The organism is Nocardia sp. XZ_19_385, from assembly GCF_015355755.1.
Lineage (GTDB): Bacteria > Actinomycetota > Actinomycetes > Mycobacteriales > Mycobacteriaceae > Nocardia.
On the sequence record NZ_JACVEE010000001.1, the window covers coordinates 349,842 to 375,603 of the forward strand.

General features: G+C 66.4%; 26 protein-coding genes. 19 read left to right on the top strand and 7 right to left on the bottom strand.

The features are described from left to right. The first annotated feature begins 115 nt into the window (after positions 1 to 115). On the top strand, positions 116 to 1,126 hold the full coding sequence (locus IBX22_RS01440; protein ID WP_194813563.1) for a LacI family DNA-binding transcriptional regulator: 1,011 nt from the start codon (positions 116 to 118) through the stop codon (positions 1,124 to 1,126). Between the two features lie 36 nt (positions 1,127 to 1,162). After that, positions 1,163 to 1,954, top strand: a complete 792-nt coding sequence (locus IBX22_RS01445) for a GntR family transcriptional regulator (RefSeq protein ID WP_194813564.1) — start codon at positions 1,163 to 1,165, stop codon at positions 1,952 to 1,954. A gap of 3 nt (positions 1,955 to 1,957) precedes the next feature. On the opposite strand, the gene IBX22_RS01450 is transcribed toward IBX22_RS01445, so the two are convergent. Then, positions 1,958 to 2,953: an amidohydrolase family protein gene (locus IBX22_RS01450; protein ID WP_194813565.1), complete on the bottom strand. Its 996-nt coding sequence runs from the start codon at positions 2,951 to 2,953 to the stop codon at positions 1,958 to 1,960. 435 nt (positions 2,954 to 3,388) lie between these two features. Here IBX22_RS01450 and IBX22_RS01455 point away from each other — a divergent pair, with 435 nt between their 5' ends. The 11 genes from IBX22_RS01455 (at position 3,389) to IBX22_RS01505 (ending at position 15,433) form a co-directional block, all read left to right on the top strand. Next, positions 3,389 to 4,795 carry an amidohydrolase family protein gene (locus IBX22_RS01455; protein ID WP_194813566.1) on the top strand — a complete coding sequence of 469 codons (1,407 nt, stop codon included), beginning with the start codon at positions 3,389 to 3,391 and terminating at the stop codon, positions 4,793 to 4,795. 72 nt (positions 4,796 to 4,867) lie between these two features. After that, on the top strand, positions 4,868 to 6,271 hold the full coding sequence (locus tag IBX22_RS01460) for a nucleobase:cation symporter-2 family protein (protein WP_194813567.1): 1,404 nt from the start codon (positions 4,868 to 4,870) through the stop codon (positions 6,269 to 6,271). A gap of 6 nt (positions 6,272 to 6,277) precedes the next feature. Beyond that, positions 6,278 to 7,657 (top strand): nucleobase:cation symporter-2 family protein, encoded by a 1,380-nt coding sequence (locus tag IBX22_RS01465; RefSeq protein WP_194813568.1) that lies wholly within the window; start codon positions 6,278 to 6,280, stop codon positions 7,655 to 7,657. A 14-nt stretch (positions 7,658 to 7,671) separates the two neighbouring features. Continuing rightward, positions 7,672 to 8,307: a UbiX family flavin prenyltransferase gene (locus tag IBX22_RS01470; protein WP_194813569.1), complete on the top strand. Its 636-nt coding sequence runs from the start codon at positions 7,672 to 7,674 to the stop codon at positions 8,305 to 8,307. Further along, positions 8,304 to 9,707: a UbiD family decarboxylase gene (locus IBX22_RS01475; RefSeq protein WP_194813570.1), complete on the top strand. Its 1,404-nt coding sequence runs from the start codon at positions 8,304 to 8,306 to the stop codon at positions 9,705 to 9,707. Before IBX22_RS01470 ends, IBX22_RS01475 begins: the two co-directional genes overlap by 4 nt. Beyond that, on the top strand, positions 9,700 to 10,686 hold the full coding sequence (locus tag IBX22_RS01480) for a GTP-binding protein (RefSeq protein ID WP_194813571.1): 987 nt from the start codon (positions 9,700 to 9,702) through the stop codon (positions 10,684 to 10,686). The genes IBX22_RS01475 and IBX22_RS01480 overlap by 8 nt, the downstream gene beginning before the upstream one ends. Before the next feature lie 36 nt (positions 10,687 to 10,722). After that, the gene (locus tag IBX22_RS01485) at positions 10,723 to 11,601 is read left to right on the top strand and encodes a xanthine dehydrogenase family protein subunit M (protein ID WP_194813572.1); all 879 of its coding nucleotides are present in this window, start codon (positions 10,723 to 10,725) and stop codon (positions 11,599 to 11,601) included. Next, on the top strand, positions 11,601 to 12,071 hold the full coding sequence (locus tag IBX22_RS01490) for a (2Fe-2S)-binding protein (protein ID WP_194813573.1): 471 nt from the start codon (positions 11,601 to 11,603) through the stop codon (positions 12,069 to 12,071). The genes IBX22_RS01485 and IBX22_RS01490 overlap by 1 nt, the downstream gene beginning before the upstream one ends. Before the next feature lie 12 nt (positions 12,072 to 12,083). Then, positions 12,084 to 13,055, top strand: coding sequence for an XdhC family protein (locus tag IBX22_RS01495; protein ID WP_194813574.1), 972 nt, complete (start codon positions 12,084 to 12,086; stop codon positions 13,053 to 13,055). Positions 13,056 to 13,383: 328 nt separating this feature from the next. Beyond that, positions 13,384 to 14,586 (top strand): MFS transporter, encoded by a 1,203-nt coding sequence (locus IBX22_RS01500; protein WP_228538126.1) that lies wholly within the window; start codon positions 13,384 to 13,386, stop codon positions 14,584 to 14,586. Positions 14,587 to 14,668: 82 nt separating this feature from the next. Beyond that, positions 14,669 to 15,433: a siderophore-interacting protein gene (locus IBX22_RS01505; RefSeq protein ID WP_194813575.1), complete on the top strand. Its 765-nt coding sequence runs from the start codon at positions 14,669 to 14,671 to the stop codon at positions 15,431 to 15,433. Positions 15,434 to 15,491: 58 nt separating this feature from the next. On the opposite strand, the gene IBX22_RS01510 is transcribed toward IBX22_RS01505, so the two are convergent. Together IBX22_RS01510 and IBX22_RS01515 are read right to left on the bottom strand one after the other, a co-directional pair. Then, the gene (locus tag IBX22_RS01510; protein ID WP_194813576.1) at positions 15,492 to 15,905 is read right to left on the bottom strand and encodes a hypothetical protein; all 414 of its coding nucleotides are present in this window, start codon (positions 15,903 to 15,905) and stop codon (positions 15,492 to 15,494) included. A gap of 33 nt (positions 15,906 to 15,938) precedes the next feature. Continuing rightward, a complete protein-coding gene (locus IBX22_RS01515; RefSeq protein WP_194813577.1) occupies positions 15,939 to 17,225 on the bottom strand; it encodes a hypothetical protein in 1,287 nt (428 codons plus the stop codon). On the opposite strand from IBX22_RS01515, the gene IBX22_RS01520 reads away from it, so the two are divergent. The 3 genes from IBX22_RS01520 to IBX22_RS01530 all read left to right on the top strand — a co-directional run bounded on the left by IBX22_RS01520 (position 17,215) and on the right by IBX22_RS01530 (position 19,613). Then, positions 17,215 to 17,634, top strand: a complete 420-nt coding sequence (locus IBX22_RS01520; protein ID WP_194813578.1) for a hypothetical protein — start codon at positions 17,215 to 17,217, stop codon at positions 17,632 to 17,634. The genes IBX22_RS01515 and IBX22_RS01520 overlap by 11 nt on opposite strands. A gap of 137 nt (positions 17,635 to 17,771) precedes the next feature. Beyond that, a complete protein-coding gene (locus IBX22_RS01525; RefSeq protein ID WP_194813579.1) occupies positions 17,772 to 19,184 on the top strand; it encodes an amino acid permease in 1,413 nt (470 codons plus the stop codon). A gap of 12 nt (positions 19,185 to 19,196) precedes the next feature. Then, complete coding sequence (locus IBX22_RS01530) at positions 19,197 to 19,613, top strand: SgcJ/EcaC family oxidoreductase (protein WP_194813580.1); 417 nt, start codon at positions 19,197 to 19,199, stop codon at positions 19,611 to 19,613. A gap of 27 nt (positions 19,614 to 19,640) precedes the next feature. Here IBX22_RS01530 and IBX22_RS01535 read toward each other — a convergent pair whose 3' ends face one another. Further along, positions 19,641 to 21,026, bottom strand: a complete 1,386-nt coding sequence (locus IBX22_RS01535) for a phenylacetate--CoA ligase family protein (RefSeq protein WP_194813581.1) — start codon at positions 21,024 to 21,026, stop codon at positions 19,641 to 19,643. Positions 21,027 to 21,227: 201 nt separating this feature from the next. Between IBX22_RS01535 and IBX22_RS01540 the strand changes: the two genes are divergently transcribed. After that, positions 21,228 to 22,769: an alpha/beta hydrolase gene (locus IBX22_RS01540; protein WP_194813582.1), complete on the top strand. Its 1,542-nt coding sequence runs from the start codon at positions 21,228 to 21,230 to the stop codon at positions 22,767 to 22,769. Between the two features lie 8 nt (positions 22,770 to 22,777). On the opposite strand, the gene IBX22_RS01545 is transcribed toward IBX22_RS01540, so the two are convergent. Together IBX22_RS01545 and IBX22_RS01550 are read right to left on the bottom strand one after the other, a co-directional pair. Further along, positions 22,778 to 23,458 (bottom strand): cation transporter, encoded by a 681-nt coding sequence (locus tag IBX22_RS01545; protein WP_375540222.1) that lies wholly within the window; start codon positions 23,456 to 23,458, stop codon positions 22,778 to 22,780. Beyond that, positions 23,455 to 23,802 carry a metalloregulator ArsR/SmtB family transcription factor gene (locus IBX22_RS01550; protein ID WP_194815510.1) on the bottom strand — a complete coding sequence of 116 codons (348 nt, stop codon included), beginning with the start codon at positions 23,800 to 23,802 and terminating at the stop codon, positions 23,455 to 23,457. Before IBX22_RS01550 ends, IBX22_RS01545 begins: the two co-directional genes overlap by 4 nt. A 54-nt stretch (positions 23,803 to 23,856) precedes the next feature. Here IBX22_RS01550 and IBX22_RS01555 point away from each other — a divergent pair, with 54 nt between their 5' ends. Beyond that, entirely contained in the window at positions 23,857 to 24,477 is a 621-nt protein-coding gene (locus IBX22_RS01555; protein ID WP_194813584.1) for an HAD family hydrolase, read from the top strand. Here IBX22_RS01555 and IBX22_RS01560 read toward each other — a convergent pair. After that, on the bottom strand, positions 24,465 to 24,890 hold the full coding sequence (locus IBX22_RS01560) for a helix-turn-helix domain-containing protein (protein WP_194813585.1): 426 nt from the start codon (positions 24,888 to 24,890) through the stop codon (positions 24,465 to 24,467). The genes IBX22_RS01555 and IBX22_RS01560 overlap by 13 nt on opposite strands. A gap of 39 nt (positions 24,891 to 24,929) precedes the next feature. On the opposite strand from IBX22_RS01560, the gene IBX22_RS01565 reads away from it, so the two are divergent. Beyond that, positions 24,930 to 25,757 carry a class I SAM-dependent methyltransferase gene (locus tag IBX22_RS01565; RefSeq protein WP_194813586.1) on the top strand — a complete coding sequence of 276 codons (828 nt, stop codon included), beginning with the start codon at positions 24,930 to 24,932 and terminating at the stop codon, positions 25,755 to 25,757. Positions 25,758 to 25,762 lie beyond the last annotated feature (5 nt).

The window sequence follows — 25,762 nt, forward strand, 5'->3', positions numbered from 1 at the left end:
CCACCCGGTCGCCGCGTGTACCACGCGGCAGTCGGCACATTCCCGACCAGAGCCCGCGCTGAGTCTACACGTGTAGACACCGTCTGGCCAGGGCCCGAGCCCGTACGCTTGGTTCGTGCAACGGACCACTCGCAACGATGTCGCCCGGCTGGCGGGCACCTCACCGGCCGTGGTGAGTTACGTGATCAACAACGGCCCCCGCCCGGTCGCGGCCGCGACCCGGGACAAGGTGCTGGCGGCCATCGCGGAGCTGAACTACCAGCCGAACCTGATGGCGCGGGCCCTGCGTTCGACGCGCAGCAACACGATCGGGCTGGTCGTTCCCGACAGCAGCGAGGGCTTCTTCACCGAGCTGGTGCGTGCCGTGGAACGAGCGGCTTTCGCCGACGGTTCGCTTGTGCTGCTGGGCAATTCGGGCTATTCGCAGGACCAGGAGAACCGGTACGCGCGCACACTGGCCGGTTTTCAGGTCAACGGCCTGCTGCTGGTGCGCTCCGAGGTCGACGGGCAGCGCAGCGCGAGCGCCGATTTCGGTGTGCCCGTGGTCTATCTGAACTATCGAGCGCCGCGCAGCGCCGACGCGACGTCGGTGACGCTGGCCAACCGGCACGGCGGACGACTGGCCGCGGAGCATCTACTCGAGCATTCCTATCGCCGAATCGGTTGTCTCACAGGCACATCTCGATCCGGCCCGGTGGCGGAGCGGGCGCGCGGCTGGGCGGAAGGGATCCGAGCCGCCGGGGGCGACCCCTCGTCCGTGGTGCACACCGGGCTGGACCGGCGGACGTCGCGCGAGCAGGTCGCAGCGTGGCTGCGACAAGCTGACCGGCCGGACGCCATCTTCGCCGCCGCGGACGGCCTAGCCCTCGATGTGCTTGCCGCAGCGCAGGAATCAGGCCTGCGGGTTCCGGACGATCTGGCCGTGGTGGGGTTCGGCGCGACCCAGCCCGCCGCGCACAGCTGGCCGCCGCTGACGACAGTCGGCCGGTCGTTCGACGACTTCGGCCGGGCGGCGGTGTCGACTCTGGAGGCGGTGCGGGCGGCGGACGCACGTCAGCCCGACCACACGCTCACGGTGCAACTGATCCGCAGGCACAGCTGCGGATGCCCGAAAGATTGCATGTAATATGGCGATGTTGACGCACAAGGAGGCGCCCCCGCCATGTCAGAGTCGCCAATTCTGCAGAGCATCTCTTCCGGCGAACTGCTCACCGACCGCACATACGAGGCCCTCAAAACCGCGATTCTCCGTAACCAATTACCCCCGGGCACAGCGCTGAGCGTGCCCGAACTCGCCCGGCAGCTCAATGTCAGCCGCACGCCGGTGCGCGAAGCGGTGCAGCGACTGATCTACGAAGGATTGGCCAACCACGTGTCGCGCCGCGGGGCCGAGGTCAGCAAAGTCGACATCGCCGACTTGCGGGAACTCTATGTGGTGCGGGAAATGCTGGAGGGGCTCGCCGCGCGCTTGGCGACCGCGCGTCTGGACGCGGCGGGCTTGACCGCGTTGCGGGAGATCCTCGCCGAGCACGAGCGGGTCCTCGGCAGCGGCACCGATCACGCCGCGCACGTCGAACTGGATATCCGTTTCCATCGCACCGTGCGCGAAATAGCCGCCAACCCCCACCTCACGGCGACCTTGGAACCCATTGCCGGGCGGTCACATCTGGCGCTGCATTCGCTGTGGCGCAGCGTGGACGCACCCCGATTCGCGCTGGACGAACATATTCAGATCGTCGAAGCCATGGCCACCGGCGACCCGGAGTACGCCGAGACGGTGGCGCAACGCCATATCTCCCGGCTGCGAGTGCGGTTGTCACAGGCGACGACCCGGGAGGATATGACCGGCGATGCCCCACGGCGCCGGGAGTTCTCCCTGCTCGCCGGCGACGCAACGCCAGAGGGACCCCAGCGGCGCGAAAAGTACCGCGCCCCACTGGAGTCCCCCCGCTAGCGGTTACTTCGCGGCGTCCAGCGCCGCCTCCTCGGCCCAGGCCGACGGGGTGTATCCGCTGTAGTGATCGGCGTGCGAGTTCGTCGCCGAGGCCTGCGTGATCTCACCGCGCAGGTAGGCCTCCGCCTCGGCCTGATCCTTCGGCGGCGGGGTCGGGGCCAGCCCGAGCAGTTTCGCCATGTTGTTGCCCAGGTAGCCCTCGAGGTCGTCCTCGGACAGGTCCAGCCCCTGCGGGGGCTTGTGGCACAACACTTCCAGTTCCCGCGCCCACATGCCGGGCTCGTTCGGCGGCGAATCGGTGCCGAAGACCATCTTGCTCTTCTTCATCTCCTTCGCGAATTCCACGATCCGAGATTGCAGCAGCCAGCCGGATTCACCGATGACATTCGTCGAGTCCTGGATCATCCAGAACGCCTCGAAACAGTAGACGCCACCGGTCTGAATGCCGAAGTGCCCCAGGATGAAATTCACGCCGGGGAACTCGCGGATGATCGGATAGAACTGCGTCGGAATCGAGTACGGGCCGTCACCGGTGTGGATCAGCACCGTGACCCCCAGCTCGTCGCAGACGCGCAGCGCGGGACGCAACCAGTCCAGGGCCCGGTCCGGGCGGTAGGAGTGCATGTTGGCGTGCAGCTTCATCATTTTGTAGCCGTGTTCACGCACGTGGAAAGCCAATTCGGCGGCGCCGTACTCCGGGCCGAAACGCGGGTTGTAGATGAAGTTCCCGACGAAGCGGTCCGGGTACTTCTGCACCAGCGAGGTCACGTAGGCCTGATAGTCGCGAATGCCCTCACGGCCGGTGCGATTTCCCTCCCGCCAGGCGGTGTTTCCCGGCGGCGGCATGATGCAGCTGACGTCGACGCGGCGCGGTTTGCCGTTGATCCAGAACGGTCCGTCCATCATTTCCAGGGTGCGTTCGCCGGTGAATGGCTCGCCGGTATGCCGCCATGCTTCGTCGACGAGATTCGTCGGGTGGACATGGGTATCGATGATCATTTGCGATTCTCCTCGATCAGGTCGGAAATAGATCCCCGGCCGCGAATCACCGCACCTACGGGCCGCGGATCACACCGCGGCGGGCCGGCCCGACTGCCGGCTCGATGAGACCGAGTTCAGCACAGCCGAATCCGCGTGTCAACGGATTGCATGTAATCCTTGCGAGCCTCGTTCCGCGATCTGACCTGGTCAGGTGGCATTCTGCTCGGGCCAAGGTTTTCAGAACGATCCAACTGAGGGTTGACAACGGCTGGGCCTAGCCGTTTACATGTATCCGTGACCACGGCATGTGTGCCAGGTCACACTGCCGGTGACCTCCCGCTCCTGGGTTAAACCGTTCGGCACGCGCCAGGCCTTGCCCTGGCCCGGGGAGATATCTCCCCCTACGCCAACGGATTTGAGGCGGCTATGCCGCCCGGGAAGGCAGCGGCGGCCATGACACCTCCACTCCCCCAGCACTGCGATCTCCTACTCACCGGCGGAACCGTGATCACGGTCGACGACGCGCGAACCGTGCACGAACCGGGGGCCGTCGCCATCACCGGTTCACGGATCGTCGCGGTCGGTTCGTGCGCCGAACTCGCCGAATGGCACGCCGATACCGTCATCGATTGCACAGGCCGGGCGGTGCTGCCCGGCTTCGTCGACGGCCACAATCACCTGTACCAGGCCTTGGCCCGCGGCCTGGGCGAGGGCATGTCGATCGTGCCCTGGCTGTGCGAGTTCATGTGGCCCTACTCCATCGCTATGACCTTCGAGGCCGCGGTAGCCGCCGCGCGCCTCGGTGTGGTCGAAGCGCTCCGGGCGGGCACCACCACCATCATCGACAATCACTACGCCCCAAGCGATTTGCTCACCACACTCGCCGTCGCCGACGTGATCGAGAAGGCGGGGCTGCGCGGCGTCGTCGCCCGGGGTGTGATCGGCGACCGTACCGAGATCGCCGCCCGGCGCGGTCAGCCCCAGGGGCTGTTCCGGTACAGCGCCGCCGACGAACTCGCCATGACCCGGGAGGCCGTGCAACATCGGCCCAAAGGCTCGAAGGTCGAAATATGGCCCGCGCCACTGAATCTCACCTATGTGGATCAGGATCTGGTCCGCGGCTGCGTCGAACTCGCCGCGGAGTACGACACCAAATGGCACACCCACTGCTGCGAGAGCAGCAAAGACCCGCAGAGCTACTTCGAGGCCTATGGCGTCCGCCCGGTCGAATGGCTGGCCAAGGAAGGCTTGCTCGACGAGCGCGCGACGCTGGCCCACGCCATCTGGCTCGATGACTACGAGATCGAGCAGGTCGGCGCGGCCGGGGCGGGTGTCGCACACAATCCGGCATCGAACGCCTACCTCGCGTCGGGCACGATCCGGCTGCGCGAGCTGCGAAACAGCGGTGCGGCAGTGTCTTTGGGCAGCGACGGCCCCAGTTGCGGGCACCGGCAGGATCTTTTCGAAGCCATGAAGCTGTCGATCTTCGCCCAGCGGCTGACCACCTTGGACCCGACGGTGTGCCGCGCCGAGGACGCACTCGAGCTCGCCACCCGCGAGGGCGCCCGCTACGCCGGTATCGACGCCGGTGTGCTCGAGCCCGGCCGGCTGGCCGACGTCATCGTCGTCGATTTCGACCGGCCGCACCTGCGCCCGCTCCACCGTGCGGTGAGCTCGCTGGTCTACGCGGCGCGTGGCTCGGATGTCGAGATCACGATCGTCGGCGGTCAGATCGTCTACCGCGACGGACGGTGCCTGTTCATCGACCAGGACGCGGCGGCCGAACAGGCCGAATACCAAGCCGGACAACTGATCTCGCGCGCGGGCATGTCCGGCCTGCGCATGCCCTGGTCGCACTGACCCGATCCCCGCACGGCCGCGGCCCGGCCCGCTCCCGACTCATCCCACCGCACCGCCGGCCCAGGAGTAGTTATGAAAATCTTCACCCGACCACGAAGCCGGTCGGTAACCCCGAAAGACCCCGTCGATTCGATTCCGCCGGTGCGGCACCTGATTCCGCTCGGCCTGCAGCATGTGATCGTCGCCTACTCCGGCATGGTCACCTTGCCGCTGGTCATCGGATTGGGCATCGGATTGTCTCCGGCGCAGATCACGACACTGGTCACGGCGAACGTCTTCGTCAGTGGCCTGGCGACGCTGCTACAGACCCTGGGCCTGTTCAATGTCGGCGTCCGGCTGCCGATCGTGATGGGCTCCACCTTCACCGGCATCACTCCCGCGATCATCGTGGGCAAAGAGTCCGGCTTGCCCGCCGTGTTCGGCGCGACCATCGTGGTCGGGCTCATCACCTGGCTGGTCGCACCCTGGTTCGCCCAGTTGACACGGTATTTCCCACCGATCGTGACCGGGACGACCATCGCGATCATCGGGTTCTCACTACTGCCCAAGACGGCGAACATGATCGCGGGTTCCGCGTCGGCGGCCGACCACGGCTCACCCAAACGCTTGTTGCTCGCGGGCGCCACCATCGTGCTCGTGGTGGTCCTGGAACGGGTCATGCGTCCCGCCATCGGCCGATTCGCGATCCTCATCGCACTCGCCGCCGGAACCTTGGCGGCCTGGCCGCTCGGGTTGACCAACTTCTCCGCCACCAAGGACGCGCCGATATTCGGTGTCGTGGAACCGTTTTCGTTCGGTACGCCGACTTTCGTCCTGTCCGCGATCCTTCCGATGCTCATCGTGCAGGTGGTCAACATGGTGGAGTCGACGGGTGACACCTTGGCCGTCGGCCAGGTGGTCGGCCGGAAGGTCGGGCCGACCGACATCGCCCGCGCGTTGCGCGCCGACGGGGTGGGCACCGCGCTCGCCGGGGTGTTCAGCAGCTTCCCGTTCGTCACCTTCGGCGGCAATGTCGGGCTGGTCAGCATCACCCGGGTGATGAGCCGATACGTCGTGGCCACGGCCGGCGTGATTCTGGTGCTCATCGGTTTGATGCCCAAGCTCGGTGCGGTGATCGCCTCACTGCCCGGACCGGTCCTCGGCGGTATCGGCGTGGTCATGTTCGGCACCCTGGGCGCGATCGGCGTCAAGCTGATGCTGGGGGCTGATTTCAGCAATCCCCGCAATCACCTCGTCGTCGCCATCGCGTTCGGTTTCGGGCTCATCCCGGTGGGAGCACCGGACTTCTACGACCAGCTACCCGGTCCGCTGCAGACGGTGCTGTCCAGTGGTATCGCGGCCGGTGGTATCGCCGCATTCCTGCTCAACCTGTTGCTCAATGGCGTTGAGCCAGACCAAGATCCGCAACCGGTCGAGGATGACGAGCGCCTGACCGCCGACCCTGTCAACCAGGCCGACCCGCAGGCTGCGAGCTGAAATGCCATGACGGACAAGGAATTGAACCCCGGCGTGCGACCGGAACCTCCCGACACAGCTGCCGTCGACGAGCGGCCGCCCCTGTTCTCCATGGTGCTCCTCGGCCTGCAACACACCCTGGTCATGTACGCGGGTGTCGTCGTGGTACCCATCGTGGTCGGCACCTCCCTCGGTTTGTCCGATGCGGATATGGCGAACCTGGTCAGCATCGACCTCCTCCTCGCCGGGATCGGCACCCTCCTCCAAGCCCTCGGCCTCTGGAAGTTCGGCATCCGCATGCCGCTGGTCGTCGGCGCGGCATCCAGCGGCATCGTTCCCATGGTGCTGGTCGGCCAAAGTCAGGGACTGGCAACGGTTTACGGATCACTACTGGTCTCGGGCCTGGTCTGGATCCTGGTCGCCCCGTACTTCAGCATGCTGTTGAAGCTGTTTCCCGGGGTGGTGACGGGTACGGTCATCGCGCTGATCGGCCTGACCCTCATCCCGGTCGGAATTCGGCTCATCGCCGGGTCCGATCCGAACTCACCGGAATACGGTCGACTCGGCCATATCGCGCTGGCCGCTTCGACCATGGCATTGATGGTGGTTTTCCGGCGGTTGTTCAAGGGCCTGCTCGGCCAACTGTCGATTCTGATGGCGCTGACCATCGGGGCGATTGTCGGATGGTCAACGGGGATAGGCAGTCTCACCGATATCGGTGCCGGACCGATCGTGGGAATGATGAGTCCTTTCCACTTCGGCGCTCTGCAATTCCATATCCCGTCGATCCTGCTCTTTCTCGTCATCGTCTTCGTCATGATGGTCGAGGGCGCGGGGCAGGGACTCGCTGTCGGCGAGGTGGTGGGTAAGCCGGTGGGTCCCAAGGACATCGCGGCGCTGCTGCGCGTGGACGGTCTGGTGACGGCGTTGAGCGGTGTCTTCAACGGGTTCGTCTACACCACCTTCGGACAGAACATCGGCCTGATCGCGTTGACCGGGGTCCGCAGCCGGTTTCCGGTGGCCATCAGTGGGGTGATCCTGCTCGTTCTCGGTCTGGTGCAACCCGTCGGCCGGATCGCCGCCGCCATCCCGGGCCCCGTGATCGGGGCGGCCGCGATCGTCACCTTCGGCGCGTTGACGGTGACCGGTATCCAAATTCTGGCGCGGGTCGACTTCGGCCGGTCCAGCAATCTGATGATCGTCATGCTGTCGCTGGGTATCGGGCTGGTGCCCGCGTACGCCCCGCGCTTCTACCACCAGCTGCCCACCTTCGCCGAAATGTTCTTCAAGAGCGGTGTCGCCACCGGCACCATCCTCGCGCTCGTACTCAATGTCGTCTTCCACGCGCGGCGGCGAGCTGCCCCAGACAACGAGCCCGCCACCGCCAACGAGAAACCCTCTCCATAGTGAGAAAGTCCGTCATGCCATACGAATTCGCCGACAATGCGGGTGCGTCCGATCGACCTCGATTGGTCATCGGTATCACCGGTGCCAGCGCACCACACCTCGCCATCCACCTGCTCACTTCCCTCAATCGCCTGAAAACCGTTGAGACACATCTGGTTATCTCGCGGGCGGCACATCGCACCCTCGAACTCGAGACCGGGCTGCGACCCGACGACCTCATCGAACTCGCCGACGTGCACCACCAGCGCGGTGATATCGCGGCGAGCGTCGCCTCCGGGTCCTTCCTCACCATGGGGATGGTCGTGGTGCCCTGCTCGATGAAGACCCTCGCCGCCATCGCGCACGGCTATTCCGATGACCTGCTCACCCGGGCGGCCGACGTCTGTCTCAAGGAACGGCGGCGGCTGGTGCTGGTCACCCGCGAAACACCGTTGAGCCTCATTCATCTGCGCAATATGACGGCGGTGACCGAGGCGGGCGCGATCGTGCTGCCGCCGGTGCCCGCGTTCTATCAGCAGCCGACCTCCATCGAGGATCTGCTCGCGCATCTGAGCGGAAAGATCCTCGACCAGTTCGGGATCGAGCACGACCTGTCGCCGCGCTGGCATGGACCTACCGCGACGCGCCAACTGACGGGAGTGGCCCGATGACCTATTCCGAACTGTCCCAGCGGCAGGATCCGCACGATTTTCTCGAGCGTTATCTCGCAACGCATCCCGAGGATGTGCTCGCGGTCGGCGATGTCGTGCCCGCGGATCAGGGCGTGACCGGGTTGATCTACGAACTGGCCGCGCGCGGCCGGGACGAACTGCTGCTCTGCCGCAAAGTCGACGGTGTCGCGGTCCCGGTGGTGAGCAATATGTTCGCGTCCCGGCGGCGGATCGCCCGCATGCTGGACACCGAGCCGAGCGGTCTGCACGAGGCCTTCGCCGCGCGGGCGGACCGGCCCCTCGCGCCGCGGGTGGTCGAATCCGGGCCGATCCTCGAAATCGTCGAGACCGGTGCGGATGTCGACCTGGCGACGGTGCCGATGCTGCGCCACTTCGCCTCGGATCGGGCGCCATACATCACCAGCGGCATCATCGTCGCGGAGGATCCCGATACCGGCGTGGGCAACATGAGCTATCACCGCTCGATGGTCCACTCGCCCACCGAGCTGGCGACCAGTCTGCACTCGCGCGGCGACCTGTGGCGCATGCTCGCCAAGTACGCCCAGCTGGGCAAACCGATGCCCATCGCCATGGTGATCGGCGGGCATCCGCTGTTCATGCTCGCCGCCTCCGCCCGCGTCGGCTACGAGGTCGACGAGCGCCACATCGCCGGCGGCCTGCTCGGCGAGCCGCTGGAAATCGTTCGCACACCCAGGCACGGCATCGGGGTTCCGGCCTGGTCGGATTTCGTGCTGGAAGGCGAGATCGATTCCACCGCACAGGTCGAGGAGGGCCCCTTCGGAGAATTCTCCGGCTACTCCTCGAATCGGTCCACCAACAATCTGGTGCGGGTCACCGCGATCATGCGGCGGCAGCAGCCGATGCTGTTCGATGTCGAAGGCGGCAATACCGCCGAGCATCTCAACCTCGCCAGAATTCCGCGCGAGTCGGAGATGGCGGAGAAACTGAAGTCGCGCTTCCCGGATGTGACCGCGGTGCACTATCCGACATCCGGGACGCATTTCCACTGCTATGTGGCGGTGCGGCAAAGCCGTCCGGGTCAGGCCCGTCAGATCATGCTGGGTCTGCTCGGCTGGGATCCGTACGTCAAAACCGTGGTCGCCGTCGACAGCGATATCGACATCACCGACGACTCCGCGGTGCTGTGGGCGCTGGCGACCCACTTCCAGCCGCACCGCGACATCCTGACCGTCGACGGGTTGCCGGGTTCACCGCTCGATCCGTCCTCGACCAGCGACGGAACCACCTCCCGGCTCGGTCTCGACGCGACCCGGGGGCCGGGCTTCGAAGGCAAACGGATCGAGATCTCGCCGGACGTCCTGGCGCACGCGCGCACCATCCTCAATTCCCTTACGCCAACAGGAGATAACCATGTCTGACAGCGGGAAGATCCCGGTAACCGTCCTCACCGGATTCCTCGGCTCCGGCAAGACAACTTTGGTCAACCACATTTTGACGGCCAACCACGGGCACCGAATCGCGGTCATCGAGAACGAATTCGGTGAGATACCCATCGACAACGATCTCGTGCTGAACGCGGACGAGAAGATCATCGAGATGAGCAATGGGTGCTGCCTGTGCTGCACGGCGCGCACCGATCTGATCGAAATCCTGCGCTCCCTCTTGGCGCGCAGCGACCGTTTCGATCGCATTCTGATCGAAACCAGTGGGCTCGCCGATCCCAACCCGGTCGCCCAGACCTTCTTCGTGGACGACGAGATCGCCGCGAACTTCGCGCTCGACGCCATCGTCACCTTGGTGGACGCCAAACATGTCCGCGGCCATCTCACCGAAGTCGGTGACGACGGTGTGGGCCACCAGGTGGTCGACCAGATCGCCTTCGCGGACCGGATCATCATCAACAAGGTCGACCTGGTCGACGCCGAGACCGTGCGGGAGGTCGAAGCGTCGGTGCGGGCGATCAACGCGACCGCCGACATCATCACCTCGCAGTACGCGGCGATCGATCTTACCGACGTACTGGGCATCGGCGCCTTCGACATGGCGCGGACCATGGCGGGCGACCCGCATTGGCTCGACGAGGACAACCATCAGCACGACCCGAGCCTGACCTCGGTCGGCATCGAACTCGACGGCGGCTTCGACCAGCCGGCGCTGGAGTCCTGGCTCACCGCCCACCTGGCCGAACGGGGCGGCGACGTGTTCCGGATCAAAGGGCTCTTCGCCGTCGCCGACGACACTCGCCGCTTCGTCCTGCAAGGCATCCACAGCATGTTCGAGATTAGGCCGACCGCGCCGTGGCAGGGCGAAAACCGTTCCGGCAAGGTCGTTTTCATCGGACGTGACCTGGACCGCGCGGAACTGACCCGCGGCCTGCAGTCCTGCCTCGCCGGGTGACGGCGACCCCAACTCAACGCACAGGAGTGCTCCGATATGGAATTCTTGCGACCCGGCTCATGGGCCGAAGCGCTGGCGGCGAAGGCCGCCTACCCCGAGGCGGTTCCGATCGCCGGCGGCACCGACGTGATGGTCGAGCTCAACTTCGACGTCAAACGTCCCGCCGTTCTGCTCGACCTGACTCGCGTCGGCGAGCTTACGGAGTGGGCGCCCGCGGGCAGCTCCCTGCGCATCGGCGCCGGGGTCAGCTACACCCGCCTCATCACCGAACTCGGCGACCCGTTACCGGGGTTGGCGATGGCCGCGCGCACGGTCGGTTCACCGCAGATCCGCAACCGCGGCACCGTCGGCGGCAACCTGGGCGCGGCCTCCCCCGCCGGTGACGCGCACCCGCCGCTGCTCGCCAATGACGCTGTTGTGGAGGCACATTCGGTGCGCGGCGTCCGGCACATCCCGATCACCGACTTCTATCTCGGGGTCAAACGCAGCGCGCTGGCCGCCGACGAACTCATCGCCGCGTTCTGGGTCCGGCCGGCCACCGGCCCGCAGCAGTTCACCAAGATCGGGACCCGGAACGCGATGGTCATCTCCGTGACCGCGTTCGCGTTGTCGCTGCACCCCGATCGCCAGGAAGTCGGCACCGGATTCGGTTCGGCGGCACCCACTCCGCGCCGGGCGGTAGCGGCCGAACAGTTCCTGAGCGAGGAACTGACCGCCACCGGACGGTGGGATTCCCGCGCCGAACTCGACCCCGCGGTCATCGCCCGCTTCGGGCAACTGGTCGCGGCGGCGTCGGCACCCATCGACGATGTGCGCGGCACCGCCGAATACCGCCGCCACGCCTTGACGGTGCTGGCCCGGCGAACCCTCGCCTGGGCCTGGAAAGACTATGCGAGAGAAAGGAAGGCGGCCTGATGCGTGTCACCTTCACAGTCAATGGCGCACCCGTGACCGTCGACGATGTGTGGCCGGGCGAGAGTCTGCTGTACATCCTGCGCGAACGAATGGGTCTGCCCGGCTCCAAGAATGCCTGCGAACAAGGCGAATGCGGTTCTTGCACAGTGTTCTTGGATGGCTCGACGGCGTGCTCGTGCCTGGTGGCGGCCGGGCAGGTCGAGGGCCGCTCGGTGCGGACCGTCGAAGGTCTGGCCAAGGGAGCCCAGCTGGATCCGATGCAGCAGGCCTTCGTGGAGGCCGGTGCGGTCCAATGCGGTTTCTGCACACCGGGGCTCATCGTGCAGGCCAGCGACCTCATCGACCGGAACCCGGAGCCCTCCGACGTCGAGATCCGGGAGGCCCTGGCCGGAAACCTCTGCCGCTGTACCGGATACGAGAAGATCCTCGACGCGGTCCGGCTCGCGGCCCAGCGGAAGGCCGCGCGGTGACGGGATCGCACCGTGCGTGACATCGCGCACCAGCTGCTGGAATGGCAGTGCGGCGGAGTCGAATACGCGCTGGCGACGGTGATCGGCACCAGCGGCAGCGCGCCCCGGCCGCCGGGCGCGGCGATGGCGGTGTCGGCGGACGGCCAGGTGCTGGGGAGCGTGTCGGGTGGTTGCGTGGAAGCGGCCGTGCACCAGTTGTGCCTGGACACGCTGGAATCCGGGCGCGCGGTCCGGCAGCGCTTCGGTTACAGCGACGACGACGCCTTCGCGGTCGGGCTGACCTGCGGCGGCGAGGTCGAGATCTTCGTGCACCCGGCTCCGGGCGCGGCGCTGGCGCCCGCACTGGCGGCGCTGACGCGTGCGGAGCCGGTGACGGTGGTGCGCTCGCTCGGCTCCACGGTCCGTACCAGCGTCGTCGCTGGCGAGCCGGTGCACGAAACCGGTTTGCGCGGTGCGGAATTCGTGGAGTCCTACAGGTCACCGCCACGAATGCTGATCTTCGGGGCCATCGATTACGCCGCCGCTCTCGCCGCCCTGGGCCGGTTCCTGGGCTACCGCGTCACCGTCTGCGATGCCCGCGCGGTGTTCACCACCGCGGCTCGTTTCCCCGAAGCCCACGAGGTCGTCGTGGATTGGCCGGACCGCTATCTGCGTTCGCTGTCCGTCGACGCCCGGACCGTGGTGTGCGTGCTGACCCACGACGCCAAGTTCGACCTGCCGCTGCTGGAGGTCGCTTTGCGGCTGCCGGTCGGCTATGTGGGTGCGATGGGGTCACGGCGCACCCATGTCGAACGACTGCACCGGCTACGCGAAAGTGGTCTCACGGACAGCGAATTGGCGCGGTTACGATCGCCTATCGGGCTCGATCTGGGCGGCCGCACACCAGCGGAGACGGCGCTATCGATCGCCGCCGAAATCATCGCTGAGGTACGCGGCGGCACGTCCGCTCCCCTGGCGCTGACGGGCGGCGCCATTCATCGATAACCCTGCGGAAAATGAGTTGGCACAGAACACGAATACTGGTTTTCTAGACCCGTACCGGGAAAGTCAACCAGACGGGGTCTGGGATCGCTTGCTAAGCGAATCGGGGCGTCAGCGCCCAGGGGATCGTGCCCTCGGCTTTCCGCGCAACACCCTGGGAAGGTCATGCGGACCGGCGTCCGTCACCGTTTCGAAAACGAATGGTCCCCGTGCGCAACGGGGATGGGGATCGACACCTCGGCCTTCTTCCATTCAGCTGCTGGCCTGTGGGCGACGGTCGGGGCGATATCCCGCCAGCGCCTCGTACGCACATTTCCTACCGTCGGTCGATATGACTGCTGATCCGGTGACCGAGATACCCGCCGATATTCGACTGCGGAGTTCGGTTGTTTTGTTCATGTCCCTCGCGGCGGCGCTCGGGACATCCACCATTTATCCCTTGCAGCCCGCGATCGCCGATGTCGCGGAATCGCTGGGTTCACCGATCACGGCGATCGGGCTCGCGCTCGCGGGCGGGCCGATCGGATACATGGTGGGCCTCGGGCTGCTCGTCCCCCTTGTCGATCGCTTTCCGCCCGGACGTGTGCTGGCGGCCCAATTCGGCGTCCTCGCAGTCGCTTTGGCACTGAGCGCCGCGGCGGGAGGGGCGTGGCAATTGGGGCTGACGACCGCCGCGATCGGAGCCTGCTCGGCGGTCGGCGCGGGCCTCAGCTCGGTCGCGGGCCGGCTGGCCCCTCCGCATCGGCGTGCGACGACCCTCGGCATCGTGACGGCGGGGATCTCGGTGGGGATCCTGGCCGGGCGGATCGTCGGCGGCTGGCTTTCCGACGAGATCGGCTGGCGTGGAATGCTTCTGACGTTCGCCGCGGCGAGTGCGCTCATCGCCGGGTGGTGCCTGATGCTCCTGCCGGACGCTCCAGATGCGGGTGGCCGCGGTTACCTCCAGACCCTGCGCTCCCTCCCCCGGCTTCTCGTGCGGGATGCCACGCTCCGGGTCGCGGCAAGTGCCGGCGCGTTGTGGTTCTTCGCGTTCTGCGCGGCGTGGGCCGGGCTGGCGGTCGCGCTCTCCGAGCCCCCGTTCTCGTATTCGGCCGAGCGGATCGGCCTGTACGCCCTGGCCGGGCTTTCGGGGATTCTGGCGACGCGAGTGGCCGGGACGTGGACCGACCGCGTCGGCGCGCGGCGCGTCATCCTGCTCGGTCTCGCGCTGGCCGGGGTCGCCGCATTTGTCGCCGGGTTCGCCCTCACCAACACCCTCGTGACGCTCGTCTGCCTGGCGCTCTTCGATGCCGGGCTTTTCGCCGCGCAGGTGGCGAATCAGAGCACGGTTCTCGCGATCGACCCGGCGGCGCCGGCTCGATTCAACAGCGCCTACATGCTCGTGTACTTCGTGGGCGGCAGCCTCGGCACCGCGTTCGGTGCGGCGGCGGTCGAGTGGTTCGGCTGGCCGGTCACCGCGATGATCACCGCGGCGGCAATCGGAGCCGCCGTGATCATCGTGGTCCTTCACACCCCAGGCCGGACCGCGACGTGACTTGCGCCATATCAGAAGTAGGTCGACGCGCGATCAAGAGTTCCGTACGCTCACTTAGGTAACCCTAATTCGGAGGTGTTTTTTGGCTCGCCCTCGCACCACCCTCGTCGTCCAGAACACGATTCGCCTGACCGATCACATGATCAGAGTGCATCTGGGCGGTCCCGGCTTTGCCTCGTTCCAGCCCAACGAGTTCACCGACGCCTACGTCAAACTGGCCTTCCCCGGCCCCGACGGGGAGACCGTCCGCACCTATACCGTGCGTTCGATCGATCAGGCAGCACAGGAAATCGCGATCGACTTCGTCTACCACGGTGATGAAGGCGTCGCGGGCCCGTGGGCCGCTACCGCCAAGCCCGGCGACACCATCGAACTCATGGGTCCCGGTGGCGCCTACGCCCCGCGCCCCGACGCCGACTGGCACCTGCTCGCGGGCGACGACTCCGCCCTGCCCGCCATCGCCGCCGCATGCTCCGCGCTGCCCGCCGACGCGGTCGGCCGCGTGTTCCTCGAAATCGACAGTCCCGCAGACGAACTGGGCATCGATAAGCCTGATGGTGTGCAGCTCACCTGGATCCACCGCGGCGACGCGGCCCCCGGCGAGAAACTCGCCGCCGCCGTCCGCGCCGAGCCCTGGCTCGACGGACAGGTCCAGGTTTTCATTCACGGCGAAGCGCATTCGGTCATGCACGAACTGCGCCCCTATATCCGCAAGGAACGCGGAGTCTCCGCCGAGTGGGCCTCCTCGATCTCCGGCTACTGGCGCCGCGGACGCACCGAAGAGGGTTTCCGGCAGTGGAAATCCGAACTCGCCGAACAGGAGAAGGTCACTCGATCGGCGGTGTAACCGAAAGCGCCCGCCCGGCCAGGAGAACAGGCCGGGGCGGGCGCTTTCGCGGAGCAGCTCAGGCGGGCGTTGTTTTCCAGGTGCTGACGGCCCAGATAACGACGACGTCGAGCGCGATGATCAAGATCGACCAGGCCGGATAGTAGGGCAGGGCCAGGAAGTTCGTCACGATGGAGACGGCCGCGAGGGTGATTGCGGCGACCCGGCCCCAGGTGGTCCCGGTAGCGAGCCCGAGCGCGCAGATGATCAGCAGTATTCCGACAGCGATGTGGATCCAGCCCCAAGTGGTGAGGTCGAATTTATAGGTGTACTCCGGGCCGATGACGAAAACGCTGTCGTCGGCGACCGCGGAAATACCCTCGAGCAGGTTGAGCAGACCGACGGTGAACAGCAGGATTGCTGCGCCGATGGCGGTTCCCATGGCAATCCCCTGACGCATCGGGTATTCGGGATCAGGTGACGAGTGGGACATGAGCGGATCCTTTCTCGGAAAGATCGAAGTGCACTAAGGCTTGACCGTTGCTTTCATGACCGCCTTGGCGTTGCTGCCCTCGACGCCGATCTTGATAGACGCCTGCCCCGGAGTGTCACCGGCGACAAGTTTGGGTGCGTATGCCCAACCCTTGTCGTTGGTGGTGATGGTGACCTTTTCCCGCCGCAGCTCGCTGAGACCGTCCTGGGTCTGGTGGCTGGAGTTGTCGGTCTTGGCCAATTGCTGCAGGAAATAGGAGTTGGTGTCGCCGTCCACTTCAAAGGTCACCTGGACACCGGCAACCGGCTTGCCGTCCGCCAGGGCCTGTACGCCCAGCTTCTTCCCGAACGACATTCCGACCTTCGCAGCCTGGTCGCTGGACGGCTTGCCCGGCTGTAGCTTGTCCACCTTCCGTGGCGCGTCACTCACCCTGGCCTTTTTGTCTTGGTTACTGCATTGGCTCTTTTCCTGGTCGGTCATCGGGAACGCCTTGACCGTGGTCGAGCCCTTGTCCGTCGGGACAGGCACGAGCACCTCCGACGGCATGTGCCAGTACTTGTTCTTCTCCTCTTCGCGGAAGGCGTGATGCCCCTGCATCCTGGCCATAGCCTTGGTGAACCAGAGCTGGCCGATATGTAGAGCGGGGGTGTTCAACCCTTGCGAAATGATGTCCTTGTTCGACTCGCCCCACTCCCGGCCCCACTCGGAGCTCACGGTCGCCTTCACATTGACGACACCGATTTTGAATTCGGACTCGATCGAGCTGCCGACGGTGACATGTTCCTGCCAGGTCGTTTCGTGCTCCTTGCTCACATTGGTCGGTTGCATCTCGGTCGTGCAGTTGACAACCTGGGTGATCAGCACAGGATCCGGCGAGCCGAACGGCGCGGGCTTACCGGTGTTACCGACGCCGTGATGGGAACAGCCCCGTTCCGGTGTGACTCGCTCACATTGGTCTCGGAACAACCGCATCGGACCGTTTCCCAGCACATCATCGGTCGGGATCTCCCACAGACCGGCTCCCCAGGTCTGGTCGGCCGGGAACTGGTCGCCCGGATCGCCCTCCGCCGTGCTGATGTCGCCCCATCCGTTGGCCGCAGCAGGCGCACCGCTCATCGGGTCGTCGCCGTACTCGAATATGCGGACCGCGCAGTCCCGGTAGGTGCTGTAGGAGCTGATCTTGTTTTCCAGCCACCAGGGAAACTCCGACCACCACCCCGACGACTTCGGCTTGCACGCCTCGCGCACCTGGTTATCGGCCACCGAGAAGATGACCGATTGGCCCTCGAACTTCTTGTCCGCGTAGGCGATGAACGGCACGGCGCGGCCGCCGGGATTCGGTTTGTCCAACTTCGCCCGCAGCTTTTTGCTGAGTACCGCGGTGGTCGCGTCCGGCGATATGTCCTCGGTGTCCAACCCCGTAGCGAAGGCGATCGCCTTCCGGAAGTTTTCGAAGCAATCCGATTTCAGCGACTTGTTATCGGGCTTTTCGGTCCCCTTGGCTTTATTCAGCTGGACCACGCAGTGCTTCTGCGACTCGGCCTCCGCGCGGACCGGCATCAGCCCGGGAGTGGCCAATCCGATCGCCACCGTCCCGGCGAGCAAGACCCTGAAACGAAACCTGGACTGCCAACACCGCATCGCGACCTCCTCGGCCACTCGCTGTTCGCTCCGTATATCGATAGCCGACCAATCACCAGAACTTCACCCGAGGGGCGACGACACGTAGAGTAGCTGTGAATTTGCTGCGGGCTGGGTTACGAGGCCCGATCAGCGTGTTTGATCTCCGCAAATACCCGGTTATCAAATGTGCCGTGCCGTCGGCGAGAATGACTCCCCGGTTCATTCCCGCCCCGAGAGGAATCGATGACCACCGCACACGACCGCCGCTGGCGTCGCCGCACACCCGATGAAGCCGTCCTGGCCGGGGGAACGACGCTCAAGCGCAGCCTCGGCCGGCTCGACCTGACCGCCATGGGCGTCGGCACGATCGTCGGCGCGGGGATCTTCGTCATCACCGGTGTGGCCGCCGCCGAGAAGGCCGGTCCGTCGATCGTGCTGTCGTTCCTGCTCGCCGGGTTGGTCTGTGTGCTGGTGGCGCTGTGCTACAGCGAACTCGCGGCAATGGTTCCGGTGTCGGGCAGTGCCTATACCTACACCTACGCCACGCTCGGTGAAGGGCCCGCGTTCCTGGTCGGATGGAATCTGCTGCTGGAGTTCGTGATCGCCGGGTCCGCGGTGGCGATCGGGTGGTCCGGAACCACGGTGTCGGCGCTGGATTCGCTGTTCGGCATCACCCTGTCGAAGGCGATCACCGCGGCACCGGCCGAGGGCGGCGTCGTGAATCTGCCCGCCGTACTGATCATCGGGCTGCTCGTGGCGGTGCTGGTCGGCGAGGTGACGTTGACCGCGAAGATCACCAAGGCTCTGGTCGGGGTGACCATCGGTGTGCTGGTGCTGGTTGTCGCGGTGGGCGCGCCGCATATCGATCCGGGAAACTGGGTGCCGTTCGCGCCGTTCGGCTGGAGCGGAGTGGTCGGCGGCGCCGCCATCGCGTTCTTCGCGTTCCTCGGTTTCGATGTGGTGGCCGCTTCGGCGGAGGAAGCGCGCGACCCGAAGAAGGACGTGCCGTTCGCGATCATCGGCACCGTCCTCATCGCGACCCTGCTGTACGCGCTGGTCAGTGCGGTGCTGACCGGAGTCGCGCCGTTCGCCTCGCTGAACAACAGCGCGCCCATCGCGACCGCGTTCGGGGCGCTGAACATCGGCTGGATCGGCAACGTCATCGTGGTCGCCTCGATCATCGCACTGACCAAGGGCGTGCTGCTGATCATCTACGCGCAGGTGCGGTTGGCTTTCGCCATGTGCCGCGACGGACTGCTGCCCAAACGGCTCGCCGCCACCGGCGAGCACGCCACCCCGGTCCGGCTCACCCTGGTGCTCGGCGTGTGTTGCGCCGCGATCGCCGGGCTGGTGCCCATCGACATCGTGGTCGAACTGGTGAATATCGGTGCGCTGTCGGCATTCGCGGTGGTGTGTGCCGGTGTGCTCATGTTGCGCAAACTCGAACCGGATCGCGAACGCCCATTCCGCACACCGCTGGTGCCGTTCGTGCCGATTCTCGCGCTGATCGGTTGCGCGCTGATGGCGCTCACCCTGGACGGGCTGACCTGGGTGCGATTCGCGGTGTGGGTCGCTATCGGGCTGGCGGTGTATTTCGGTTACAGCCGCCGGAATTCGGTGCTCGCCACGGCGATGCGCGGGGCCGCCAAGATATGAAACACTGCCGGGATGTCTGATGACGAGAAGCAGATCCGGGTCCTGATCGAGCGCTGGGCGGGTGCGGTGCACGCCGGCGATCTGGAGACGGTACTCGCCGATCACGCCCCCGACATCGTGATGTTCGATGTGCCGCCGCCGCACGAGGGTGTGCGCGGCCTGGACTCCTACCGCGACGTGTGGCCCGGATTCTTCGCCTGGCAGGCTTCCGGCGGCAGCTTCGACATCGTGTCGCTCGACATCGTCACCGGCGGTGAAGTGGCGTTCGCTTACGCGCTGCTGTTGTGCGGCACCGCAGAGGAATTCGCGAACAACCCCGGCAAGCGGCTGCGGCTCACCCTCGGGCTGCGCAAACAAGACGGCCGCTGGACCGTACTGCACGAGCATCATTCGTTCGCCGACGAGAGCCTGGAACCCGGACTCGACTGACGGTTTGCAGCCAGTGCCCAGGTCGTGTCATCGGGTGTAGCGGTGCTTGACCCCGGCCGGGAAGTAGTCGGGGTCGCCCGCGGGCCGCAACTCCACATGCGGCAGGTGCCGCTCTGCCGGAACGTAATTGGCGTATTCGCTGTTGTGGCGGAGCAGTTCGTCGCGGACGGCCTCGGCGACCAGCCGGGTACGCTCCCCCGTATTGGCTGCCTCGGGGGCGAGTTCGACGGTGAGGCGCAGCAGCCGGTTCCGGTCGGCGTCCTCCCAGGCCTCCATCACGAACTTGCCGGTCACCCAGTCGCAGAGGGCGGGTTGTTCCAGACCGAGGGCGACGGTCTCGGGGAAGACGTTGGCGCCGAACACCGATACCGCGTGCAGCGACCGGCCGAAGACGTAGACGAACGGCAACTCCGGTCCGGCAACAGGATCGAATCCCTGCGCCCGGCAGATCTCCATCAGCTCCGCGTACGGCAGCACTCCCCCGTCGTCGGCGAGGTGATAGCGGATCAGCGGGACCCCGGAGTCCGCGGTGAACACCAGTGTCCCGTCGACGGTTTCGAAGTATCGATCCGCCGGGTCGTATTGCAGCAGCGTCGGCAGTCGCTGCCCGCCGAACACCTGCGCCGCCACGGTCAGACGCCCGGCCAGGAAGCGCCGGATCGCCACGCTCAGCGGCGTCTCGTTGCCGAGCACGCCGCCGTCGGCCGTCCCGTAGAGCGCGGCGACGTCGCGGCGCGGGTCCAGGCCCGCTCGGACGCCCATGAGATCGCGCCACTGTTCGCTGAAAACCTCGCCCGCACAAACCAGCTTGACCGCATAACGCGACCACCGCAGCCCTGCCCGCAACCCGGTATCGATCACGTCTTTCAGGAACGGCGGATAGCCGAACAGCACCACTTGATCGAAGTGCTCCCCCAATTCGGGTATCACGCGCAGGATTTCGGCCTTGTTGTTGCCGGGCGCGACCACCGTCAACGGCAGCCGCGCGGACAGTTCACGCAGGCAGGCGAGCGTGTACACCCCGCCCACCCACGTGCCCAGCGGAAAACACACCACCGCGAGGGTGCGCCGGGTACCCGCACCGAACCCATCGACCAAGACCTGTTCGAACCGCCCGGTCGCGGCGGCTTCGTCCGCGGTCGAACGCGGCCAGAAGGTCGGCGTCCCAGTCGAACCGGAGGACACCGCGATCACATCGCATCCGGTCAGATCCCCGCCCCGGCACCGCTCAGGCAACGGAAACCGTTGGTGATAGTTCGCTTTGGTGACCAGCGGCAGACGAGCGAACGCCGCGGCATCGGTGATCTGCGCCGCATCGACCCCGTGCTCACCCAGAAACTTCTGATAGGCGGGCACAGTGGCCGCGGTGCGCTGGAACAACTCCAGCACAGCGGGAAAAGGATCGGAGAGCATCTGGCGAGCGGCCTTTCTGCGCGACGAACCTGCGTCGCCCTCAAACCTACCGGCGCCCATCGGCACTCGCGTCCGAACTGCAACCGTGCGAACCGGGGCTGTGCCGCAAAATAGATCGTGCGGTCAGTGTTTTCGGGTAGATCGGGGGGCAAGTTGAGACGCCGTGCTTTTCATGGACCCAGCAGGCTGGCGGGGGCGTGCATGGTGGTGGCGCTGACCACGGGTTGTGCCGGGTTGAATACGGTGCCCGGGCATCCGGTGGCCGCGCCGGAGCCGTTGCCGACTGTGGCCGATTACTACGCTCAGCGGGTCGAGTGGCGGCCGTGTGTGGAGAGCCCCGAGGCTGATTGCGGTGATATTCGGATTCCCGTCGATTACGCGAACCCGGGCGCCCAGGCCATCACCATGCCATTGGTCCGGTTGCGCGCGACCAGCCCCGAGGGCCGGCTCGGGGTGCTGACCATGAATCCCGGTGGTCCTGGCGAATCGGGTTACCAGCAGGTGCTGGGGGCGCTCGACCCGGATGACACCGGGCTGCGCAAGTTTCGTGTGCGCTATGACCTGGTCGGGTTCGACCCGCGTGGGGTCGGCCGCACCGCGCCGGTCCGCTGCCTCGACGACCGAGCCACCGACGACTACTACGCCACCGACTTCACGCCGACCACGCCCGAGCAGCTCACCGAAGTGGCTGCGGCACATCGGGATTACGCCGCCGCCTGTCTGCGCAATACCGGTCGGCTGCTGGGTTTCGTCGGGACCGAGTTCGTCGCCAAGGACATGGACGTCATGCGTTCGGCCCTCGGTGAGTCGAGATTGAACTATCTCGGCTTCTCCTACGGCTCGCGACTGGGCCTGTTTTACGCCGAGGAGTTCCCGGATCGGGTCGGGCGGATGCTGCTGGACTCGGTCGACGACCCGAGCTCCGCGCCCGACCGCTGGGAATTCGACGACACGAGCTCGTTTCCGGTCTCGACGCGGCTCGCACCCCGCGACCAGGTGGTCTACGACATGCTGAGCACCTGTGCGGCCCGGTCGGATTGCCCGCTCGGCAACGACGCGGCAGCCGCGATGACGGCGCTGCGCGCCCTTATCGACAAGGTCGACGCCAACCCGATCCCGGTCGACGACGGCCGCAAACTCGGCTCGAATCTCGCGCTACTCGGCTTGTTCGAAACCACTTACGACGCCAGTTATCAGAAGCGGTTCGAGCAGGCGATCGTGGCGGCGCAACGGGGCGACGGAACACCACTGGCGAAACTGGCCGACAGCTATGTGGGTCGCGGCGAGAACGGCCGGTTCTCCAGTTCGGATCCCGCGTTCTGGGCGATCCAGTGCGCCAACGACGACCCGGCCCGCTACCGCACCAAAACCGAGGAACAGATCATGGACGCCCTGAATCGGGTGGCCGAACGCTATGCGGCGTCCGGGCCGCTGTTCGGTGCGAACCGGGTGTTCAGTACGCCACTGTGCCTGTTCTGGCAGGTGCCGCCGAGCCGGGCCTCGGCCGGAGTGGACGCGAAGGGCGCGCCGACCATCGTGCTGGTCAACAACACCGGGGACCCGGCGACACCGCTGGAAGACGCCGAACATGTGGCGGACACCCTGGACAACGCGGTTCTGGTGGTCAACGAGCACGACGGGCACATCGCCTTCGACAACGGATCGGAGTGCGTGGACGGGATCGTGCTCGGCTTCTTCTTCGACGGCGAGCTGCCCGCGCCCGGAACCCGGTGCCGCCGTTGAGTTTCCGCTCAGCAGTTGTCGCAGCACGCGGCCGGTGCGGCGCCGACCGGCGGTGTCGCGCAGCAGACGTCGCCTTTCCAGGCGTTGCGGCCTTCCTTGACGGCGATGACCGCGATCACCAGTGCCGCGATCGGATCCGCCCATGACCAGCCGAACAGACTGTTCAGCAGCAGGCCGACCAGCAGAACCGCCGACAGGTAGGTGCACAAAAGCGTCTGCTTGGAATCGGCGACCGCCGAGGCCGAACCCAGTTCGCGCCCGGCCTGGCGCTGCAACCACGACAGCACCGGCATGATGACCAAACTCGCTGCCGCCAAAGCGATCCCGACCGAGGAGTGCCGCGCCTCGCCGACGCCCAGCAGCGAGCGGACCGCGTCGACGGTGACGTAGGCGGCCAGCGCGAAGAAGGAGAACGCGATGATCCGCAGCGCCACCTTCTCCCGCGCCTCGGGATCGCGACCGGCGAACTGCCACGCCACGGCCGCCGCCGAGGACACCTCGATCACCGAGTCCAAGCCGAACCCGATCAACGCCGTCGAGGACACGCGAGCGCCTTCGGTGAGCGCGATGCTCGCCTCGAGCACGTTGTAGGTGATCGTCGCGGCCACGAACCAGCGGATGCGCTTGGCCAGCAGAGCGCGCCGGTCAGCGACGGTGTCCAGCGCGGGCATGCCGAGGTTCGTCATCAGCAGCACTCCCCCTCGGCATCGTCGGAGCAGCGGCAGGCCGGATCCACCGCGAGCACCAGCCCGAGCAGGTCGTCGAGAGCGTGGCTGATGCGCTTGTCCGCGAGTTCATACCGGCTGCGCCGACCCTCCGGCACCGCCACGACCAGACCGCAACCACGAAGGCACGCAAGGTGATTGGACAGGATTTGGCGGGAGACCCCGAGTTCGTCGGCCAGCTCGGCCGGATATCCCGGGCCTTGGCGCAGCCGCAGCAGAATCCGGGTCCGGGTCGCGTCGGAGAGCGCGTACCCGAATCGGGCCAGAGCTTCGTTCTGAATGGCGGTCTGCACACACTGACAGTACAGCAGAATCTGTATTCAGAAAATCGTGTACAGAGCCACCGCGCTAGGGTTGGCCTCGTGACCTGGACCGTCGGCTTCGACCTCGATATGACCCTGATCAACTCCCAGCCCGGTGTGGCGAAGGCGCTCGACACCATCGCCACCGAGTTCGGGCTGCCACTGCAGGGCGAGCAGATCGCCGCACGGCTCGGTCCCCCGCTACCCATGCTCCTGGCCGACGCGGGCGCACCCGAGGACCTCATCCCGGCCATGGTGGCGCGCTACCGCGAGCTCTACCCGACCGTCGTCCCCCTCGTTCCGGCGATGCCCGGTGCGGACGCCGCACTGGCCGCCGTCCGGGACCGCGGCGGCCGGGTCCTCGTCGTCACCGGCAAGCACGAGCCACTCGCGAAGCTGCATATCGACGAACTGGGCTGGCACGTGGACGATCTCGTGGGCGACCTGTGGTCCGCGGGCAAGGCCGACGCACTGCGCGCGCACGGCGCTTCGATCTATGTCGGCGACCATGTGGGTGACATGCAGGGTGCCCGCGCGGCCGAGGTGCACGCCGTCGGGGTCACGACCGGCCCCTGCGCTGCCGCGGAACTCCGCGCGGCCGGCGCCGACGTCATCCTGACCAGCCTGACCGAGTTCCCTTCCTGGCTCGTGAATTACCGAACTGCCACTCACCTGTCCTGAATGGATTTGCGGCGTGGGGTGCCCGCGCTCGGGGCTTGGCCCAGGATCCCGAGGAACTTCGGGCATTCCATATGGCTCGGCGCCGGGCACGCGGCGGCATGCCGGAGTCCGTCGCGCATCGCGGTGAGTTCGCCGATCTTGCGGTCCAGTTCGTCGGCTTTGGCGGTGAACATCTCCCGGTCGAGGTGCGGCTGCCCGTCCGAACCGAACATGCAGGCGATCTCGTCCAGCGAGAATCCGGCGCTGCCCGCCACGGTGATCAGCGAAAGGCGTTGCAGCACAGCCGGGTCGAACAGGCGGCGTAATCCCCGGCGGCCGGTCGAGGCGATCAGCCCCCGCTCCTCGTAGTAGCGCAGCGTCGAGGCGGGCAAACCGGATCGCCGGGCAACTTCCGCTATATCGAGAACATCCATGGTTGACCTCAAGTCGACTTGAATTGACACAGTTTAGGCATGAAACCCACGCAGCGGAATGAAGACCAGCAGGCACGCTGGAACGGACGGTCGGGGAACGCCTGGGTCGAGGCGCAGCACGTCGTCGATCAGGTATTGCGGCCGTTCGAGGAAATACTGGTCGACACCGCACGCAAACTGTCGGCGCAGCGGGTGCTCGACGTCGGCTGCGGCACCGGCGGCACCACGATAGCCGTCGCGGCTGCCCTCGAATCGAGTCAGGTTGTCGGCGTGGATATCTCGGAACCGATGATCACCGCCGCGCGCGCCCGCGCGCCCCATCCGGCGGTAACGTTCTTGCAGGCCGACGCCCAAACCCACCCCTTCGAGCCGAGCTTCGATCTGATCATGTCCCGTTTCGGCGTCATGTTCTTCCAGGACCCCGGGCAGGCCTTCACCAACCTTCGTCGCGCCGCGACCGGCACCGGCGAACTGCGCTGCATCGTCTGGCGCGATCCCGAAGAGAACCCCTTCATGACCACCGCCGAACGCGCCGCCGCGCCACTCCTGCCGGACCTCCCCACCCGAATCCCGGACGCCCCCGGCCAATTCGGCCTCGCGAACAAGGACCGGACGGCGAGCATCCTGGGCGACAGCGGCTGGACCGATATCGCCATCGAACCGCTCGACGTCGAATGCGCCATGCCCGAGGACGTCCTGACCTGGTACTTCTCCACCCTCGGCCCCGTGGGCATCCTGCTGGCCGGGGTGGACGAGACCACCCGCGCCCGCGTCGTCGAAACCGTCCGCCCCGCCTTCGACCCCTTCGTGCACGGCGACCAGGTCCGCTACACCGCCGCCTGCTGGATGCTCAGCGCACACGCCTGACTCAC

Bases quoted from the DNA above. Each gene is read 5' to 3' on its own strand.
- IBX22_RS01530 (WP_194813580.1), top strand. From the start codon at position 19,197: ATGTCTGATGACGAGAAGCAGATCCGGGTCCTGATCGAGCGCTGGGCG.
- IBX22_RS01475 (WP_194813570.1), top strand. From the start codon at position 8,304: ATGACCTATTCCGAACTGTCCCAGCGGCAGGATCCGCACGATTTTCTC.
- IBX22_RS01485 (WP_194813572.1), top strand. From the start codon at position 10,723: ATGGAATTCTTGCGACCCGGCTCATGGGCCGAAGCGCTGGCGGCGAAG.
- IBX22_RS01450 (WP_194813565.1), bottom strand. From the start codon at position 2,953: ATGATCATCGATACCCATGTCCACCCGACGAATCTCGTCGACGAAGCA.
- IBX22_RS01510 (WP_194813576.1), bottom strand. From the start codon at position 15,905: ATGTCCCACTCGTCACCTGATCCCGAATACCCGATGCGTCAGGGGATT.
- IBX22_RS01535 (WP_194813581.1), bottom strand. From the start codon at position 21,026: ATGCTCTCCGATCCTTTTCCCGCTGTGCTGGAGTTGTTCCAGCGCACC.
- IBX22_RS01460 (WP_194813567.1), top strand. From the start codon at position 4,868: ATGAAAATCTTCACCCGACCACGAAGCCGGTCGGTAACCCCGAAAGAC.
- IBX22_RS01540 (WP_194813582.1), top strand. From the start codon at position 21,228: ATGGTGGTGGCGCTGACCACGGGTTGTGCCGGGTTGAATACGGTGCCC.
- IBX22_RS01445 (WP_194813564.1), top strand. From the start codon at position 1,163: ATGTCAGAGTCGCCAATTCTGCAGAGCATCTCTTCCGGCGAACTGCTC.
- IBX22_RS01470 (WP_194813569.1), top strand. From the start codon at position 7,672: ATGCCATACGAATTCGCCGACAATGCGGGTGCGTCCGATCGACCTCGA.
- IBX22_RS01490 (WP_194813573.1), top strand. From the start codon at position 11,601: ATGCGTGTCACCTTCACAGTCAATGGCGCACCCGTGACCGTCGACGAT.
- IBX22_RS01455 (WP_194813566.1), top strand. From the start codon at position 3,389: ATGACACCTCCACTCCCCCAGCACTGCGATCTCCTACTCACCGGCGGA.
- IBX22_RS01480 (WP_194813571.1), top strand. From the start codon at position 9,700: ATGTCTGACAGCGGGAAGATCCCGGTAACCGTCCTCACCGGATTCCTC.
- IBX22_RS01520 (WP_194813578.1), top strand. From the start codon at position 17,215: ATGAACGGCACGGCGCGGCCGCCGGGATTCGGTTTGTCCAACTTCGCC.
- IBX22_RS01525 (WP_194813579.1), top strand. From the start codon at position 17,772: ATGACCACCGCACACGACCGCCGCTGGCGTCGCCGCACACCCGATGAA.
- IBX22_RS01465 (WP_194813568.1), top strand. From the start codon at position 6,278: ATGACGGACAAGGAATTGAACCCCGGCGTGCGACCGGAACCTCCCGAC.
- IBX22_RS01565 (WP_194813586.1), top strand. From the start codon at position 24,930: ATGAAACCCACGCAGCGGAATGAAGACCAGCAGGCACGCTGGAACGGA.
- IBX22_RS01500 (WP_228538126.1), top strand. From the start codon at position 13,384: ATGACTGCTGATCCGGTGACCGAGATACCCGCCGATATTCGACTGCGG.
- IBX22_RS01560 (WP_194813585.1), bottom strand. From the start codon at position 24,890: ATGGATGTTCTCGATATAGCGGAAGTTGCCCGGCGATCCGGTTTGCCC.